The organism is Rhizobium sp. AC27/96, assembly GCF_001692325.1.
GTDB lineage: Bacteria > Pseudomonadota > Alphaproteobacteria > Rhizobiales > Rhizobiaceae > Rhizobium.
Genome location: NZ_LXKN01000019.1, coordinates 19,941 through 37,689 on the forward strand (window position 1 = coordinate 19,941; position 17,749 = coordinate 37,689).

The 17,749-nt window shown below is 56.7% G+C and carries 18 protein-coding genes; 13 read left to right on the top strand and 5 right to left on the bottom strand.

Annotation, left to right across the window (positions count from 1 at the left end):
• The 4 genes from A6U86_RS18460 to A6U86_RS18475 are packed head-to-tail and all read right to left on the bottom strand — an operon-like array spanning position 1 to position 2,277.
• Entirely contained in the window at positions 1-300 is a 300-nt protein-coding gene (locus tag A6U86_RS18460; protein WP_068394159.1) for a conjugal transfer protein TrbD, read from the bottom strand.
• The gene (locus A6U86_RS18465) at positions 293-676 is read right to left on the bottom strand and encodes a TrbC/VirB2 family protein (protein WP_068394161.1); all 384 of its coding nucleotides are present in this window, start codon (positions 674-676) and stop codon (positions 293-295) included. Before A6U86_RS18465 ends, A6U86_RS18460 begins: the two co-directional genes overlap by 8 nt.
• Complete coding sequence (gene trbB / locus A6U86_RS18470) at positions 666-1,643, bottom strand: P-type conjugative transfer ATPase TrbB (RefSeq protein ID WP_068394163.1); 978 nt, start codon at positions 1,641-1,643, stop codon at positions 666-668. Before trbB ends, A6U86_RS18465 begins: the two co-directional genes overlap by 11 nt.
• Positions 1,644-1,653: 10 nt before the next feature.
• Complete coding sequence (locus A6U86_RS18475; protein ID WP_068394165.1) at positions 1,654-2,277, bottom strand: acyl-homoserine-lactone synthase; 624 nt, start codon at positions 2,275-2,277, stop codon at positions 1,654-1,656.
• A 388-nt stretch (positions 2,278-2,665) separates the two neighbouring features.
• Between A6U86_RS18475 and repA the strand changes: the two genes are divergently transcribed.
• The 13 genes from repA to A6U86_RS18545 all read left to right on the top strand — a co-directional run bounded on the left by repA (position 2,666) and on the right by A6U86_RS18545 (position 16,428).
• Positions 2,666-3,880, top strand: coding sequence for a plasmid partitioning protein RepA (gene repA / locus A6U86_RS18480; RefSeq protein ID WP_068394244.1), 1,215 nt, complete (start codon positions 2,666-2,668; stop codon positions 3,878-3,880).
• Positions 3,877-4,899, top strand: coding sequence for a plasmid partitioning protein RepB (gene repB, locus A6U86_RS18485; RefSeq protein WP_068394167.1), 1,023 nt, complete (start codon positions 3,877-3,879; stop codon positions 4,897-4,899). The genes repA and repB overlap by 4 nt, the downstream gene beginning before the upstream one ends.
• Positions 4,900-5,054: 155 nt before the next feature.
• Positions 5,055-6,269, top strand: coding sequence for a plasmid replication protein RepC (gene repC / locus A6U86_RS18490; RefSeq protein ID WP_068394169.1), 1,215 nt, complete (start codon positions 5,055-5,057; stop codon positions 6,267-6,269).
• Between the two features lie 806 nt (positions 6,270-7,075).
• Positions 7,076-7,864 carry a DUF3313 domain-containing protein gene (locus A6U86_RS18495; protein WP_068394171.1) on the top strand — a complete coding sequence of 263 codons (789 nt, stop codon included), beginning with the start codon at positions 7,076-7,078 and terminating at the stop codon, positions 7,862-7,864.
• 452 nt (positions 7,865-8,316) lie between these two features.
• Positions 8,317-8,988: a response regulator transcription factor gene (locus A6U86_RS18505; protein WP_068394175.1), complete on the top strand. Its 672-nt coding sequence runs from the start codon at positions 8,317-8,319 to the stop codon at positions 8,986-8,988.
• Complete coding sequence (locus tag A6U86_RS18510) at positions 8,985-10,355, top strand: HAMP domain-containing sensor histidine kinase (protein WP_068394177.1); 1,371 nt, start codon at positions 8,985-8,987, stop codon at positions 10,353-10,355. Before A6U86_RS18505 ends, A6U86_RS18510 begins: the two co-directional genes overlap by 4 nt.
• 1,245 nt (positions 10,356-11,600) lie before the next feature.
• Entirely contained in the window at positions 11,601-11,897 is a 297-nt protein-coding gene (gene groES, locus A6U86_RS18515; RefSeq protein ID WP_068394179.1) for a co-chaperone GroES, read from the top strand.
• A 63-nt stretch (positions 11,898-11,960) separates the two neighbouring features.
• Positions 11,961-13,583, top strand: coding sequence for a chaperonin GroEL (groL, locus tag A6U86_RS18520; protein ID WP_068394181.1), 1,623 nt, complete (start codon positions 11,961-11,963; stop codon positions 13,581-13,583).
• Positions 13,584-13,853: 270 nt separating this feature from the next.
• The gene (locus A6U86_RS18525; protein ID WP_068394246.1) at positions 13,854-14,762 is read left to right on the top strand and encodes a beta-1,6-N-acetylglucosaminyltransferase; all 909 of its coding nucleotides are present in this window, start codon (positions 13,854-13,856) and stop codon (positions 14,760-14,762) included.
• 1 nt (position 14,763) lies between these two features.
• Positions 14,764-15,039 (top strand): hypothetical protein, encoded by a 276-nt coding sequence (locus A6U86_RS18530; protein WP_234906287.1) that lies wholly within the window; start codon positions 14,764-14,766, stop codon positions 15,037-15,039.
• A gap of 303 nt (positions 15,040-15,342) precedes the next feature.
• Positions 15,343-15,537, top strand: coding sequence for a DUF1488 family protein (locus A6U86_RS18535; protein WP_068394183.1), 195 nt, complete (start codon positions 15,343-15,345; stop codon positions 15,535-15,537).
• A gap of 121 nt (positions 15,538-15,658) precedes the next feature.
• Entirely contained in the window at positions 15,659-15,862 is a 204-nt protein-coding gene (locus tag A6U86_RS18540) for a hypothetical protein (RefSeq protein ID WP_068394185.1), read from the top strand.
• A complete protein-coding gene (locus A6U86_RS18545; RefSeq protein WP_068394186.1) occupies positions 15,859-16,428 on the top strand; it encodes a hypothetical protein in 570 nt (189 codons plus the stop codon). The genes A6U86_RS18540 and A6U86_RS18545 overlap by 4 nt, the downstream gene beginning before the upstream one ends.
• A gap of 14 nt (positions 16,429-16,442) precedes the next feature.
• Here the strand turns inward: A6U86_RS18545 and A6U86_RS18550 are convergent, their stop codons facing one another.
• Complete coding sequence (locus A6U86_RS18550) at positions 16,443-17,594, bottom strand: site-specific integrase (RefSeq protein WP_068394188.1); 1,152 nt, start codon at positions 17,592-17,594, stop codon at positions 16,443-16,445.
• Positions 17,595-17,749: the final 155 nt, after the last annotated feature.

Sequence of the window (17,749 nt, forward strand, 5' to 3'; positions counted from 1 at the left end):
TCAGTGCCGTCGCCACGGCGAAGTGGTTGCCTTGTAGGTGGGCTTGTAGGAAATGTGCCTGATATAGACCTGCCGCATGAGCGGATCGGACTTCGCCATCATTCTGAGCGCCCCGACGATCACGACCCAGACGGCGACGCCGAAAAGCACCGAATAGATGGTGAGGACGACGAAGATCAGGATGACGGCGGCAAGACCGGTGATTAGCACCAACTCCCGGTCGGCGCCCATGAGTAGGTTCGGGCGTGAAAGCGCCCGATGAATGCGATTGCGTCGCAGGCCAGACAGGGAGTCAGCCATGAGCCCGCTCCCCCGCCCCAGTCGAACCAATTGACGTGATCTGCTCGTCCGTCAGCCCGATCGAAGCGCCGGTCGCACCGAACAAGCCGACAATGTTGGTGGCGCCGAGCAGGATGCCGGCGACGAGAACGACGTAGACAAGCCGTCGCGCGAAGTCGTTGAGCTCACCGCCGAAGATGAGCATCCCGCCAGCGATCGCCACGGCTGCAAGTGCGATCGCACCCGCGACCGGGCCTGTGATCGACTCCTGGATCTGTTTCAGCGGCCCTTCCCATGGAAGACTTCCGCCTGAGCTGGCGAACGCCGGCTCGATCGAGGCAAGAACGATTGGTGCCGCCAAGAGCACAGCGGCGATGAGGGCATGCTTACGCGACATGGAGCGCCTCCTGTTCTTCGGTGAGCTGCTCGGATTCAATCTCATACTCGCCGTCCGCGAACCGCTCGACGTGGATAACGTCACGTACTCGCCGTCCGCGCGGCGTTCGCTCGATCGAAACAACAAGGTCTACCGCCTCTCCGATCACCTCTTGCATTGGCTGCTGGCTTGCCTCGGCCGTCAGTTGTTCAAGGCGGCGAAGCGCGGACATTGCGGTGTTGGAGTGAATAGTCGCAACGCCACCGGGATGGCCGGTGTTCCATGCTTTGAGCAATGTCAGTGCCGCGCCATCGCGGACCTCGCCAACCACGATCCTGTCGGGACGCAGGCGCATAGTGCTCTTCAGGAGCCGCGCCATATCGATCGCATCGCTGGTATGAAGAAGAACGGCATTTTCAGCAGCGCACCGGATTTCCGCCGTGTCTTCGAGAATGACGAGGCGGTCCTCCGGTGTGGATTTGACGATCTCGTCAATGACAGCGTTCGCAAGTGTCGTTTTTCCTGAGCCCGTTCCTCCGGAAATGATGATGTTTAGCTTCGCGGAAATGGCGCTTCTTATTGTCAATGCTTGAGACTCTGTCATGACGCGGGTCCGGACATAGTCTTCCAGTGGAATGAGGCGTGATGCTCGGCGCCGAATGGTGAAGGCAGGCTTGGTAACGACCGGAGGCAAAAGACCTTCAAAGCGATGTCCGCCAATCGGCAATTCGCCGGAAATGATAGGTTGCTCTGTGTCAACCTCGGATTGGAGGGCATGTGCCACGGTGCCGATCACCATTTCGGCCGCAACTGAGGACATTTCGCCAGCGGGCGCGACGCCGTGCCCGAGGCGTTCGATGAACAGCTTTCCGTCCGGGTTGAGCATGATCTCGACGACGGTTGCGTCGTCCAGCGCCACGCAAAGCTGATCGCCGAGCGCCTCCTGAAGTTTGCGGACAAGTCGTGGATGAGAACGGAGCTGGTTCACGGATTTCTCCTTACGCTGCCTGGCTGAGAGGGGGGAGTTCAGAACGATAGTCGGAGGGGCGGAGCCTCAGGAAGGTGTCCGCATTGGCGGGCAACGTGCCCGCCACAGCCATCGTCACGCCGATCTTCTTGGGTTCACCCAAACGCTGCAGCGGCCATCCGACGCGCGCAAGGATCCGCTCGAACCGAAGATCGGTCACCGTGACAATCTCGGTGTAGCCGTTCGCGATGCACCATTCGATGATGCCCGCGAACATGGTCAGTGTTGCTTCGTGGACCGAACCGTTTCCCCTTCCCTCCGCGAGAGCAGTGTCGACGCAGAAGCGGGAACTCTCGATCATCGCGGCATGACTGTTGAAGTGACCGTCGGGGAGAAGTGATGGAAAGACGTCGGCTACCATTGTCGGGCCAAGCGCAGGAAGTAGCCTCGCACATCCGGCCAGTCGTCCGGTCTCTGCGATTGCGACAACATAGGTTGGCGGAAGCGCGTCGAACCTATCCGACTCGCAACCCGCTGCAACGTCGACTTCCCAACCCAAGCGATCGGAAAAAACCCGTGCACGAAGCTGGTAATGTGTGTGGAGGAGGTGCGCTTCGAGGATCGTCCGAGGCGTTGAGAGGGCAAGAACCTGCATGAATTTCTCCGTCGTTGTTAGACGGCGAGGAAGTCAGCACAGATTGGAATCGAGGGGCAGTTGTAGAATCCTACAAGCTCGCCGTGAGTGAGTCGCGTTTCGACGGATGCACGGTTTCTCGGATTCAGACTTTTGCGCGCCAAAACCATATGAGGGTTCTTGTAGGATCCACAGTAAGACAGATCGTGAACACACGTGGTGGGAGCGCGCTTAACATGCGGATTCTAAACGTAAACTCTATTCCGGTTCCGGCTTTCTTGTTTTCCGTGTTAGGGATTCGTTAACCTAAAAACTCTTGCTCAAAAGTCAGAATCGGCGCTAACTGGTAGTGGCGGAACTTTATCAGTTTCGCGAAAATTATCGCCACTGGCAACGAATGGGTTTTGAGATGGCGAAGACCGCCGCAAAAGCAGCAGCTGTGATTGAGGGATTGACCGCCCTGATGGAGCGTCATGCCGACGCTCTTTCAAGCCAACTTCAAGCGCATCATCTCAAGGTGTTCCCGCCGACCTCCGAGAAGGGAATTCGAACGTTTGGTCCCTCTGAGGCGTCGAAGCTCCTCGGTGTTGGCGAGTCTTATTTACGCCAGATTGCTTCGGAAATGCCAGAGTTGAACGTTAGCGTCAGCCCGGGCGGCCGAAGAAATTTCTCAATTGATGATATCCATGCGATCCGCAAACATATGGACCACGTCGGACGCGGAAGTCGCCGTTACCTGCCCTACCGGCGCGATGGCGAACAGCTTCAAGTGATCTCGGTCATGAATTTCAAAGGTGGTTCTGGCAAGACCACCACCGCCGCGCATCTGGCACAATATCTCGCGATGCGCGGATATCGTATCCTCGCCATCGATCTTGATCCCCAGGCAAGCCTTTCGGCGCTTTTCGGCAGCCAACCGGAAACCGATGTTGGTCCGAACGAAACACTGTACGGCGCGATCAGATACGATGAAGAGCAGGTTCCGATCGAGCAGGTCGTCCGAGGAACATATATTCCAGACCTCCACCTGATCCCCGGTAACCTCGAGCTGATGGAGTTTGAGCATGACACTCCACGTGCGCTGATGAAGCGGAAGGAAGGCGACACGCTCTTTTATAGTCGTATCAGTCAAGTGATCGAAGACGTGGCCAACAATTACGATGTCGTCGTGATCGATTGCCCTCCTCAGCTCGGCTACCTCACGCTTTCGGCCTTGACCGCTGCGACGTCAATCCTGGTCACCGTCCATCCTCAAATGCTGGACGTGATGTCGATGAACCAGTTCCTCGCGATGACGTCGAATCTGCTCCGCGAAATTGAAAACGCCGGTGCCGAATTCAAATTCAACTGGATGCGGTATCTCATAACGCGTTTTGAACCGAGCGATGGACCACAGAACCAGATGGTGGGCTATTTGAGGTCGATATTTGGCGAAAATGTCCTCAATTTTCCGATGCTGAAGACGACGGCGGTATCGGACGCTGGTCTGACAAACCAAACCCTTTTTGAGGTCGAGCGCGGACAGTTCACGCGGTCGACATATGATCGCGCCTTGGAGGCAATGAATGCCGTTAACGACGAGATCGAGACACTAATCAAAGCAGCATGGGGTAGAACCACATGAGCCGGAAACATATCCTTGGCGTCGCCACAGACGTCTCAGAGACGTCATCTGCCGACAACAGGGCGCCGAAGAGCCGCTCCATGCCGCTTCTCGGTGTGACCCGGAAGGAACGCGATCCGGCAACGAAGCTGACAGCGAACATCGGTAACGCCTTGCGTGAGCAGAATGATCGACTAGGTCGTGCTGAAGAGATCGAGCGGCGCCTGGCCGAAGGTCAGACGGTCATAGAGCTGGACGCATCGGTGATCGAACCGTCGTTCGTCCAGGATCGCATGCAAGGCGATATTGACGGCCTTCTCGCCTCGATCCGCGAGCAAGGTCAGCAGGTTCCGATCCTCGTTCGACCGCACCAAGAGCTTTCGGGTCGATATCAGGTTGCTTTCGGACATCGGCGATTGCGTGCTCTTTCGGAGCTAGGTCTTCCAGTCAAAGCCGTTGTGCGGGACCTGACGGACGAGCAGCTCGTTGTGGCCCAAGGTCAGGAAAACAACGAACGCGAAGATCTCACCTTTATCGAGAAGGCCCGCTTCGCCTACCATCTGAACAAACAGTTTTCGCGCGAGATTGTCATCGCTGCGATGTCGATCGACAAAAGCAATTTGTCGAAAATGCTCCTGCTTGTCGACGCCCTCCCCTCGGAATTGATCGACGCCATTGGCGCTGCTCCGGGTGTTGGGCGCCCAAGCTGGCAGCAACTGGCAGAGTTGGTCGAGAATGCAGTGTCTGCTTCGGATGTGTCCGTCTATGCGGCCTCTGATGAGGTGCAGGCATTGCCATCGCCAGACCGGTTCAAGGCGGTGGTCGCCAGTTTGAAGCCTCGCCGTCCACCTCGCGCCCTGCCCGAGGTGATGTCGGCCCCGAATGGAGACAGGCTAGCGCAGGTCTCTCAAAGCAAGACTAAGCTGGAAATCACTATCGACCGGAAGGCGACGCCTGATTTTGCGACCTTCGTGCTGGAGCAAGTGCCGGCGCTATACCAAGCCTACCAGGCTGAGAACCAACGGAAACAGGGAGAGTAACCGCAAAAGAAAAGAGCCTCCTCAACGTCGCCGTCGCGGAAGCCCTTCTGTCTCTGTAGCAAGAACAGAATCGCATTTCCTCGAATCCTCGTCAAGAGTTCTTTGGCACCGTTTTGGTGAGCGCGTTTCTTTTGCCTGCTGAAAGGTGAGAGACGATGCAGACGGGAAGTGTGACGACGCCATTCGGGCGGCGGCCGATGACGCTTGCGCTCGTGCGGCGGCAAGTGGCGTTGGCCGAAATCAAGCAAGGAAAGGCCGCGGACAAGTGGAAGATCTTTAGGGATGCTTCCGCCGCGATGGATGTGCTCGGCATTCAATCCAATAGTCTCGCGGTGCTGGACGCACTGTTGAGCTTCTATCCTGACAACGAACTCCGCCAGGACACAACGCTGATAGTCTTCCCGTCGAACAACCAGCTTGCGCTTCGCGCGCATGGGATGGCTGGTGCGACATTGCGTCGGCATATCGCAATCCTGGTTGAGGCGGGTCTGATCGTCCGGAAAGACAGCGCCAACGGTAAACGCTACGCTCGTCGGGATGGTGCTGGCGAGATTGAGAGTGCCTTCGGCTTCGACCTATCCCCCCTTCTCGCCCGTTCTGAAGAACTGGCCATGATGGCGCAGCAAGTAATGGCCGATCGCGCGATGCTTAGAAAGGCCAAGGAAAGCCTGACGATCTGCAGGCGGGATGTTCGCAAACTGATTACTGCGGCCGTCGAAGAAGGTGTGGATGGCGACTGGCAGACGATCGAGACGATGTATGTAACGCTTGTCAGCCGGATTCCACGCGTACCAACGCTTACTGACGTTGCCGTAATCCTCGAAGAAATGCAGATGTTGCAGGAGGAGGTGGTCAACCGATTGGATATTTTGGGAAATTCAGAAAATAAGAGCACCGATGCTGCCCATAGCGAGCAGCACATACAGAATTCAAAACCCGAATCCTTAAATGAACTTGAACCAAGCTCTGAAAAGGAGCAGGGGGCGAAATCGGCTGGCATCGGTCGGCCGGTGAGGGAGACGATCAAGATGTTTCCGCTAGGGATGGTACTCAAGGCCTGCCCGGCGATTTTGGATTATGGGCCTGGCGGTGCGATCGCGAGCTGGCGTGACTTGATGTCCGCTGCCGTTGTGGTTCGGTCAATGCTTGGCGTTAGCCCATCGGCCTATCAGGACGCCTGCGAGGCCATGGGGCCGGAGAACGCCGCGGCTGCGATCTCCTGCATCTTGGAGCGTGCGAACTTCATCAATTCGGCCGGCGGATATCTGCGGGATTTGACGCGACGTAGTGAGCTCGGGGAATTTTCTCTTGGCCCGATGATTATGGCGTTGTTGAAGACAAACGGGCAATCGAGCCTGAGAGCTGGATAGCTTTTACGGTTGGGATGGTGCTACCGGGCTGATGCCTCCCAGGTAACGTTTTGGCCGCCTCAAGGTTACCGCGATGATGGAACAAGAGCCGGAGATTTTCGCTACGTGGTCAGCTGACCACAGCGCTAATTGTCTGAAATGTATAGATTTTTAGACGCACGATCTGAGGGGGCCTAAAAACCAGGAACTCACAGATCCTTCGAAAAGGGTTCGCCCAGAAAATTGGCCGTGGCGATCGATAGTCGACAGCGAGAGCAGAATGCGTGGGAAGGGAGGTTGAACGCCCAGACACAACGAAAAGCGAGCGCCTCGGATTTTTTGCGGAGTTGGAGAGTAGCGGCGACACCACAGTGTGTCGTACGTGATTTGATGAGGATAGCTCGACATTGTGGTCAGCTGACCACGTCTTTAACTCACTGGTTTTGCTTAAGTTTTTTTAACTGCCGTGCCAAAGGTCAGTCTTGACTGCTTCTTGGACGGTTTTCCGTGCCCTAAAACCAGAGAAATGGAAAACTGGCAGGTGGCTTGCTGCCTTGGAAGGCCGCAGCGAACTACGTGATGGCGTCTCAACACATAGAAACAGTCTAGCGAGAGAGACAGCCTGTAAGGTTTTCATAATGTTGGGCCTTCAATCGGATGCAACTTTTCATGAAGGAGTTGTGAAAATGCATTCGATCGCATTGGCGAGTTGCCCGTTGAAAGCACGCGTTAGGCCGTCAGCCGCGAGGTACAGGTCTGCTCTGGTGGCGACTTCAATCTTGATAATCACAAGTGGCTGCAGCTCAGTTCCGCTAAAGGAAGGAGGCATGCTTTCCTCCTACAGTAAACTTGGCGCGCCTAAAGGCAAGTTTTCGAAATCCAGGATTTATCTGGACGGCGTGAAGTTGAAGGAGATCAAAACAGTCGCCATCTGGCCAACGACCATGACGTTTTCGGCGGGAAGCAGAATTCAAAATTCAGGTGATAGGCTGTTGGTTTCAAATGCCATTGACCGCGCCATCTGTTTCACCATGAGCGAGAAATACAAAATTGTCCCGATCAGCGCGTCTCCTGATCTGACGATAAAGTCGGTCATTACCGATATCGTACCAACTCAGCCGACGGTCGCCGGTGCAGCGAAAGCAATCTCGATCGGCAGTTCAATCGCGCTGCCTGTTCAGATCCCGCGCCTTCCCTTTGGGCTTGGTGGCTTGGCGGTCGAAGCCGAGGCCCTAGACAATACCGGCGCTCAGCGCGCCGCAATTGTTTGGTCTCGCGGCGCGAACTCCTTCTCCAACGAGGCGCGCGTGTCAAAGGTAGGGGACGCATACGATCTGGCGGCGTCATTTGGAACCGAGTTTTCCAGGATGGTCATCGCCGGTAAAGAGCCGGGCGCCGTCAATATTCACCTACCTTCTATCTATGAAATTCGCACAGGCCTTGGTGGGAGACCCGGATCGCCGCTGTGTGAAGATTATGGGCGCTCTCCGGGCCTATTGGGTGCCGTCGGTGCGTCCTTCGGGGCGCCGCCCTCCTGGACGGACAAGGGCTCTCCAACACGCAATTCCTCAGGCGTTGCCTCGTCTCCGCTCTCGGTCGGTGGGCCGTCAAATTGACGGCGGCGGATGTTACGACCGCTCTAACCGTCAGATTACCGTAAGGTTCGCGTCGCATCCAAAACGGGGACGTTGAACAGAATGTAGATTATTGAGGTATCATCATGCGTTATTGGCTTACCCTGGCTCTGACCGTCGGGCTTGGTCTGTGGCTCGCAAGCTGCCAGTCTTCTGAGGATGGCGACCGCTGCGCCGGTTATGGTTTTGAACGTGATACGACGGCTTTCGCCGTTTGCAAGCAGCGGATTGACCTTGCACGTGAGCATCGAATGGAGAGGTCCATTGAAGCACCAAATTATGACTACTAAGGAATCATCCGTTCGATAAAAGGCTCGAACTGTCTCCTCCTGGCGGATCGGCTGGATCTTTGTTCAAGAGCAACCGTCGAAACACCGAAACCGCGAGGAGGCAGCCTGCTGCCCAATGCGACCCGCTTCAAGTCAAGGCCGAAAATGCACATTCTAATCGTTGAAGATGATCTCGAGTTGGCGTCGTCTCTCAAACTCATGATGGAGACCTCCATTGGGGTGACCGATACGTTTGCGACGATTGCCGAGGCGGAAGCCGCGTTGCTTGCCTTCAAGTTTGACCTGGTGATCGTAGACCGCCGCCTTCCCGATGGTGATGGTCTTTCCCTCTTGCCGGTCTTACGCCAGTTGCGTCCGCGCCCTGCGACGCTGATCCTGACGGCATTGGATGATCCGTTCGATATTGTCGCGGCATTGGACAAGGGCGCCGATGAATATATCGGCAAACCTTTCGAGCCGATGGAGCTCGTCGCGCGTGCAAGGGCTGTCCTGCGCCGCTACAACCTGGATGAAACGGGATCTACGCAGTTTGGAAACTTGGTCTTCGATCTCAATCATCGATCGGCGATGATCGGCGAAACCGTCTTGAACATTCCGAGGCGTGAACTGGGCATTCTCGAAGCCTTGATGAGGAGGGCCGGGCGTGTGGTTCAGCGCGATACGCTGGAGGCCTCCACATACAGCCTCGATGATGAAATAGAATCGAACGTCATAGAGTCTCATGTCTCCCGCCTGCGCCGCCGATTGCGCGAGGCCAATTGTGACGTGAACATTCGCACAATTCGCGGGATTGGCTACATGCTGGTGCAAGAATGAAGTGGCCATTTCGCTCTATTGCATTTCCGGTTGCCTGCCTGTTGATCGTCGGCATGTTTGTCGTCATGGTTTTGAGCACAGTTTTGACGCTCGGCGTCTTTTTGAGCACGAACACGCAGTCCGGCCAACGCGTCAGCACCGACGCGTTTAGCAAGCTCATCCGATCCAGTATGGATCACGACAGCAACGGACGACTCCGTCTGGATCCGAAAGGGATTTCAACGACGATTATGGGTTTTGCCGAAGCAGAACCTTCTTTCTGGTATTTGATGAGTGACGGGCAAGAGACGGTATCGCATGGCACAATCCCAGTGTCGGTCGACGCCATCATCAATGCGGCTCCTTCTGAAATCTTTGCTTCGGAGTTTTATTATACCTCTGGTGGGGAGCGCTATCTCGGACTGAGGCTGGTAGACGACCGAAATCCGAAAGTGGTCGTCGCCGTGGGCGGCCTTTCACTTTCCTATGCCCAGACCATATTTGTGGCGCTCTGGTCCGTCTGGCCCCAGGGCCTATATCATTTGCTCGGTCTCGTGCTGATTACGACGGCAACGATCGCGGCGGTCATCGTGAAGCGCACGATCGCGGCGCCTGTCAGGAAGGTTGTTGATTCGGCGGAACGGATTGATGGTCTTCCCAACGGCCGGAGGATTCCCGATGGGGATACACCCGCTGAGCTCCGGCCCATGGTCGCGGCGTTTAACACCGCACTCATGAGGATCGATAATGCGTTCGAAGCGCAGCGGAACTTCCTTGCAAGTGCGTCCCATGAACTGAGGACGCCGCTGACCAAGCTGCGTATCAAGCTGGATTTGGTGAAGGATGTCGAAGTCAGGGAAATGTTGATCCGCGACGCGACACGTCTCGCCTCGATCGTGACGACATCGCTGCAGCTTGCCCGTTTGTCCGGGCAATCCCTGGCCTTTACCTCGGTCGATCTGACGGCGATCGTCCGCTCGGCCGTCGCCGATCACGTGCCGAGGGCGATCAAGCAGGGTCTCGAAATCGAGTTGCGCGCTCCGCAGGCTGAGGTCGTCATTTCCGGATCGGAGGCAGCCATACGTGTTGCGCTCGATAACCTGATTTCCAATGCCATACACCACGCTCAACAAGCCGAGACAGTCATTGTCGAAGTCCTTGAGACCCTCACGCTGAAGGTCATAGACCACGGCCCTGGGGTTCCGGCCGAAGAGCGAGATGCGGTGCTGCGTCCCTTTACGCGGGGCATAAACACCGTGTCGGACGGCACAGGAATGGGATTGGCAATCGTGGCTCAAGTCATGCATGCTCACGGCGGTTCCGTCCTTCTCGAGGAAACTCCAGGTGGCGGATTAACGGTATGTCTGATTTTTCCACCGCATTCGTAACGTGCGGGGACCCACACCGGAATTTGCGGCGTTAAGGCTGAGTGAGCGTCTCCACGCGCCGAAGCTGTGACTATGGAATATAAGATGCCGGAAGGAGAGGGGCGTTCTTCACGGTGATCCCACGCGATCCTTTCCAGGCGATTGCCGCCCGGATGCTTATGATCCATATCCGGGTCTTGCCCAACCCGGCCGCGTTCGCCCTTGCTGTAGGTAGGGGCAGTATCGTCATCAGATCGCCAACCAGGAGCGGTTGAGCCGAGCAGCGCCCATCCGCCGGTGGCTGGGCGAAGTCCGTTAGTGCCTAGCTCACAGCGAAGCTGGCCATCAATGCCCGCACAATCTGCCGTGTCCCATGGGATATGAGCTGGGATTCTCGCCGATCGATGTCGTGTCGGTAAAAAGACAGGGCGCCGCCAACACGGCGCCGGGCGTCCTGACCGCAGATCAGACTGCGGTAACATTCGATACCTAACAGATGCGAGCACCGGGCCAGGCGAGTGTCTTCGACCCGAAGGTGGGCGGTTCCGATCACTTACTTACCGAAAGAATGACGGAGTTGCGAGGACTGCAACACGCTTGGAGAAGCTAAATGAATTTCTTCGAATCCGGACTGCGTATCGCGGGGCGATATTTTCTCTCAGCTCTCATTGTTGGGGCGCTCGTAGGCGGACCAATCGCCATCTTGATATTCAAACATAACTCTGGCGCCCTGATTTCTCAATTGGGTAGCTCCGGGACTACAAAGCTATCTCGCAGCGCATCTGTGTCGGGAATTTGACCGGCTTTTTGGATATCCATCTCGCAGTTGAGCAACAATGTCGCGCAGCGATGGTCCGGGATCTACAATGGCAATGCTCGCGACGAGTTGGCAAGCGGTCGTTTTGCCAGAGTGCGTTCGAGCTCTCTGATTATGCGTTGTACAGATAAGGAATGCGCGAGAAGGCGATCCTTTGCAGGCGTGTTTTATAGCTCGTGTCCGAAAGACACAGACACGAGAATCGCTCATCCGGTCGTCTATAGCGGAAAACTCGAGCGAGCCAGGACCTGTGGGTACAGACCATTGGCTGCTGACGTTACCACCCGTCATTTGACCGCCGCGTGGTCGGGAGCAACAAAGCCACTTATGGAACAGATCTGAGAAACACTATCAAGCGGGAATGATCGCTGGCACTCTCAACATAAGACTGCTAAACATATCCAATCGGGACAAGCCATTGGGCTGCGTTCTCGTTGAGGAACCCCAAAATGATTAATACCATTTTTCGGCCGCTGCACGACCGTGTCGTCGTGCGCCGTATCGAGGCTGAAGCGAAGACCAAAGGTGGTATCATCATTCCCGATACCGCCAAGGAAAAGCCGCAGGAGGGCGAAATCGTCGCCGTAGGCTCCGGAGTTCGTGATGAATCTGGCAAGGTCATCCCGCTCGACGTCAAGGCCGGCGACCGCATCCTGTTCGGCAAGTGGTCGGGCACCGAAGTCAAGCTTGACGGCGAAGATCTTCTCATCATGAAGGAAGCCGACGTTATGGGCATCATTGCCTGATCTTCGACCGCTTCCTTTTCCTCATCATGAAGACCATAGGGCCAACGGCCCGGGAGTTTTTCCATGTCTGCCAAACAGATCAAATTCGGCCGTGATGCGCGAGAAGCGCTGCTTCGTGGCGTCGACATCCTCGCTGACGCAGTCAAGGTCACGCTCGGCCCGAAGGGTCGTAACGTCGTTATCGACAAGTCCTTCGGCGCTCCGCGCATCACCAAGGACGGCGTAGCCGTCGCCAAGGAAATCGAACTCGAAGACAAGTTCGAAAACATGGGCGCCCAGATGGTCCGCGAAGTTGCTTCGAAGACCAACGACATCGCCGGCGACGGCACGACGACTGCAACCGTTCTCGCCCAGGCCATCGTTCGCGAAGGTGGCAAGGCAGTTGCAGCCGGCATGAACCCGATGGACCTGAAGCGCGGTATTGACCTGGCGGTCGCAGCCGTGGTCAAGGACTTGCTCGCCAAGGCGAAGAAGATCGATACGTCGGAAGAGATTGCTCAAGTTGGCACCATCTCGGCGAATGGCGAGAAGGAAATCGGCCAGTACATCGCCGACGCGATGAAGAAGGTCGGCAACGAAGGCGTCATCACGGTTGAAGAAGCCAAGGCCGCCGAAACCGAGCTCGAAGTCGTCGAAGGCATGCAGTTCGACCGCGGCTACCTCAGCCCCTATTTCGTCACCAATGCCGAGAAGATGGTTGCTGAGCTGGAAGATGCCTATGTGCTCTTGCACGAGAAGAAGCTTTCGAACCTGCAGGCCATGCTGCCAATTCTGGAAGCTGTCGTCCAAACCGGTAAGCCGCTCCTCATCATCTCGGAAGATGTCGAAGGCGAAGCTCTTGCGACCCTCGTCGTCAACAAGCTGCGCGGCGGCCTGAAGATTGCTGCCGTCAAGGCTCCTGGCTTCGGCGATCGTCGCAAAGCCATGCTGGAAGATCTCGCGATCTTGACTGGCGGCACTGTCATCTCCGAAGACCTCGGTATCAAGCTCGAGTCGGTCACCCTCGACATGCTCGGCCGCGCCAAGAAGGTCTCGATCACCAAGGAAACCACAACAGTCGTCGATGGTGCGGGCGCCAAGTCCGACATCGAAGGCCGTGTAGCCCAGATCAAGGCTCAGATCGAAGAGACCACGTCGGACTACGACAAGGAAAAGCTGCAGGAACGCCTCGCGAAGCTTTCCGGCGGGGTTGCCGTTATCCGCGTTGGCGGTTCGACGGAGATCGAAGTCAAAGAAAAGAAGGATCGCGTCGACGATGCGCTCAATGCGACCCGCGCAGCCGTTGAAGAAGGCATTGTTCCCGGCGGCGGAACAGCTCTGCTTCGCGCCTCCATCGTCCTCAACGTAAAGGCGGAGAACGACGACCAAAACGCCGGCGTCACCATTATTCGCAAGGCGCTACAGTCATTGGTTCGGCAGATTGCGGAAAATGCGGGTGACGAAGGTTCGCTCGTGGTCGGTCGAATTCTGGAAAGCAATACGGATGACTTCGGCTACAATGCCCAGACGGGCGAGTATGGCGACATGATCGCCATGGGCATCGTCGATCCGGTCAAGGTCGTTCGCACTGCCCTGCAGAACGCAGCCTCGGTTGCCGGCCTGCTGGTCACGACGGAAGCCATGATTGCCGATCTTCCTAAGAAGGATGCTGGCGGCGGCATGCCCGACATGAGTGGTGTGATGTAACGGGTTCCTTCTGGAAACTCGCAGATACTATTTTACATAGGGCTCCGATCGATCGGAACCCTTCATACCCCATAAGATGACACCGATATTTTATGTCTGGAGGCGCCCGCGCCTCCAGTTTATCCGCTTACGCCCATACTCCCGAACTAAAGAAAATGTTGGCCGATCAGCGTTGCTGATCAGCGCCCGACGCGATTCTGAAAGGATCGAAGCGATGATTCTCTATTCCTTCCCATGCCTTGGAACGTCCGCATCTGGCGGGATCAACGCATGATTGGTTATCTGATCCTCGTTCACCGCTACGCTGACCAATTCAAGCGCCTGTTCAGGGCGATCTATAACGATCAAAACCATTATGTTGTGCATGTCGACAAAAACTCAGGAACCGATCTCGAAAACGAAATCCGAGACTTTCTGCTTCCTTATTCAAACGCGGATATGATCAGAAGCGAAAAGGCCATCTGGGGTGGCTATAGTCTGGTAAACGCAGAGCTGCGCGGCATGGAACGCCTACTGGAAATGGGGGATTGGAGCCACTTCATCAACCTCAGCGGCCAAGATTTTCCGCTGAAGCCTCAAAAACAGATTATGGAGTATCTCAATGCCAACCTTGATCGCGAATTCATCAAGGTACTCGACCAGGATCAGTATCGCCCGGATACGATGCACCGCGTTACCGAGTATGTGGTCGAATTGGACGAAAGCATACAGCGCACTGCGCGTTCAAGGCCGTTTCTGAGCGACGCCACGCCCTATATCGGCAATCAGTGGATGATCGTCACCAGGGCTTTCTGCGAGTTCGTGTGCCGGGAACCGAGCGTGGACCGCTACAAGGCATTCTACGAGAACACGCTGATCGCCGACGAGGGGTTCTTCCAGACAGTGATGATGAACTGCGCGATTGAAAGCGAGATCATCAATGATGATTTGCGGATGATCGACTGGATTTCCGATGGCGACATCAAGCTGCGCCCCAGGACCTATCAGCGCGCAGACGCTGCTGACCTCAAAGGAAGCTCCAACCTCTTCGCCCGAAAATTCGACCAGACGGTTGACGGCGAGATCCTCGCGATCCTTGAACGGCATCTTGCCAAACAGGCGGTCGCGAATGTTGACAGGTTGCGCGCTATGCCGGTCGATCCTGCATTCGCCTTCCCCCTGGAGGGAAGCGCAGCGTGAGATGACGGGCCTTATGTTGATATTGAACAAACCACGGCAGGCCGGACCTTATTCCGACAGAGATATAGGCTGTCAGGAAGCCCTCGAACAGGCCTTTCTCGATCTGGCCAAGGGGCTGACGCCGGATAGTATCGTGGATACGGCTGGCGGCAAGCTTTCTCCTGTGCTGATGGCCCTTGCACAACGTGCCAAAGCTGTGGGCTGGACCTCGGAAGAGGCGGAAGTTGCCATCAGCGAGTTGGCGCAAAATCTTCTGGACGACATGTCGTCGATGTAAAACGGGCAAAGGCTCACCCGGCCGGATGGTTCAATATTTGGCGTTGGACTGGCCTGCTGTTATGTGAGCAGGTCCTGTAGAGCATCTGGTCTCTCGTCGTTTCGAAGACAGGAGTTTTCGCGACCAATCAGGTCAGATAGCGAGTTGGCGCGCTTGGAACGTGACAACGCTTTTCGATGAAATGGCCGCCGCTTTATGGTCACTCGCTGGCCGGAGTAACTGAAATGCGCGAGGCGACGTGCGTTGCTGCCGATCCCGGCCCACTCATTTGGAGAGATATATGACCCTTAAATATGACTCTAGATTTCCAAACAAAGCCGGAGTTTCGACGACGTGAAACGGACGGTGCGCTTTCACGACTATGACGGCATGTTCGAGGTGCGTTTCCTGATCGAGTCCACCGCTTTACTGAAAGAGGCGAATGGTGGTGATGTAGAAGCGGATTATCTCGACAGGTCTCGCCTGAAAATTCAGATGGCGGCGCTCAGGGTCTATTAGCGCTATCGCCGATCAGCTTACACATTCACGGCCAGCGAGCTCGAATGACGGTGTCCACCTCCCGCTCTGCGCTGGCATTTCCAACCAATAACCCGTTTCAGGGCCTTAAGGAAAATTCATTATGATCGAGTTCGAACCCGCACAGCCCCGTTTGGACGGACCGCGAGCCGCCGTTTACGAGTTCGCCAAGAAATACCGATTGAGCGACAAGGAAGCTGAACGGATTTTCCTCAAGCTGGGTCCCTCGGCGACGCAGGAGGCTATGCTTGCGGAGGCGCGGCTTCCTTCGCCGGAATTCAAGGCCGGTACGAACAAGCAATCATGAAGTCCCCCGTGCAGGAAGGCTTGGTTTTGAAGCACATTTCCGATGGTTCGCACACTGCTGAATTGCCTGTTACAAGCTTCTCCATCAAACCAGCCGAGAGCATTTCGATGAACCTGAGCGCACGCATTGCAGCGACGGTCAGAGAAGCTCGGGCTCAACGAGAGCTCGAACAGCAACAGGCGTCCGAACGAGCAAACGCTGAGCGTCGAGAAATACAGCAAAAGGCAAAGAACGCCTTGCTGTCGCTTTTGGCGGATGACGTCATTGATTTCATCATCGGTAAGCACGCCGCTTTGGGTGAACTTGATCTCGGAACGATAAAGATCACGAGGAGCGGTGTCGAGCTCATCAGAGGCGGCGGAGCCGGGGCATCCCATATGGCCGGCGACAGGCTCGATATCAAATTTGACGGCGCCATTTTGCAGGCCGGCCAGCAATTGAAATCCCTTGAGTTTCAGAATCGCGTGCTGGAACTTCAGGCCCAGGGCATAAAGATCGACGGCGCTTACGACGCCTCATCCCAGGGCATCTTGATCACCTTCGACTATCAAGGCGCTCTATACTGAGCCAGGGCGAAGGGTCACGGGAGCAGGCGTGCCGCCCGACCTGTTCGGCGTGTTGCGCTATTATAATAGTTTGAGGCTTGCTGCACCGACCGATGGCAAGATTGCTCCATCGCTTCGGGGAGGGGGATACCGCGGTTAGCCGCTTCGGTTAAATAACCAGACCGCAATCCATGCGCGGAAAACTCCCTAGGCTCCAATCCTGCCATCTCCACCCGCTGCTTGATGATCGCATTGACCGACTGCGGATCGAGCGCCCGCTTTGAAACCGTCCCCCAACGCCCGATCCCCCGAAATACGCTGCCCTTGTCGATCTTGGCAGCCGCCAGCCAGTCATGCAGCGCCTCCACCGGCCGGCCGGTCAGATAGACGACCTCGTCCTCTTCGCCCGTCGTGATCTTGGTGCGGCCGAGGTGTATGGCGAGAGAGGGGAGGGGAGGTCCACCCTGGACATCGATCGGCGGCTCGACGCTCAATTGCTCGCGTCGCAGGCCGGCCACCTCGCTGCGCCTGCGGCCTCCAGAGGCGAAGGCGACCATCAGGATCGCCCGGTCGCGCAGATCGCGCAGACTATCGGTGGCGCAGGTCGCCAGCAGTTTGGCCAGCACGTCGCCGGTGATTGCCTTGGCACTCTTGCGACGACGTGTCCGCGGGACGGCGCGCACCGCGAGGCGGATAGCCGACTTGAGGGCAGGGGAGGCGAAGGTTCCGTCAAGGCCGCGCCATTTCGTCAGTGTCGACCAGTTCGCCAGCCGCCGGCGCACCGTCGCCGGCGCATGTGGACCGATAGATTTGAGAAATCCCTGCTGGCGGAGGCTATCGTCGACGTCGGCTGGCATGCCGTGATCCGGATCCATCTCTCGGCGCTGCGGATCCCAGAGATGATGGGCGACGAATTTTAGCAGTAGCGCCTCGGGCGCAGGCCAGAGCAGGGATTGTCCGGTCGCCGCCATGCCCCAGGCTTCGAGATAGGCAAGATCCGAGGTCAGCGCCCTGAGCGTGTTGTCACCCATGCCCTGGTTGACGAGATGGCGAAGCGTTTCGATGTCCTGGTCGGTCAAGAGCTCGGCAAGCTCGTCGCGACGCTCGATCGGCAACACGGCGGCGATGGTGTCGAGTTCTTCGGCGCGGCGTTCGACGGCGGTCAGTGATGTCTTGGCTTTGGCCACGGGCGCTCCAAAAGGCGGGTTTTAGCGGCCGCTGGGACCGTGATCTGCTACGATTCTTTCCGATTTGCGCCGCCAAATCAATCTACCATCGATAAGGGTTACTTATCGATAGTGATGGGCACAGCGAAACGCCGTCCGAGCAACGGAAACAACGA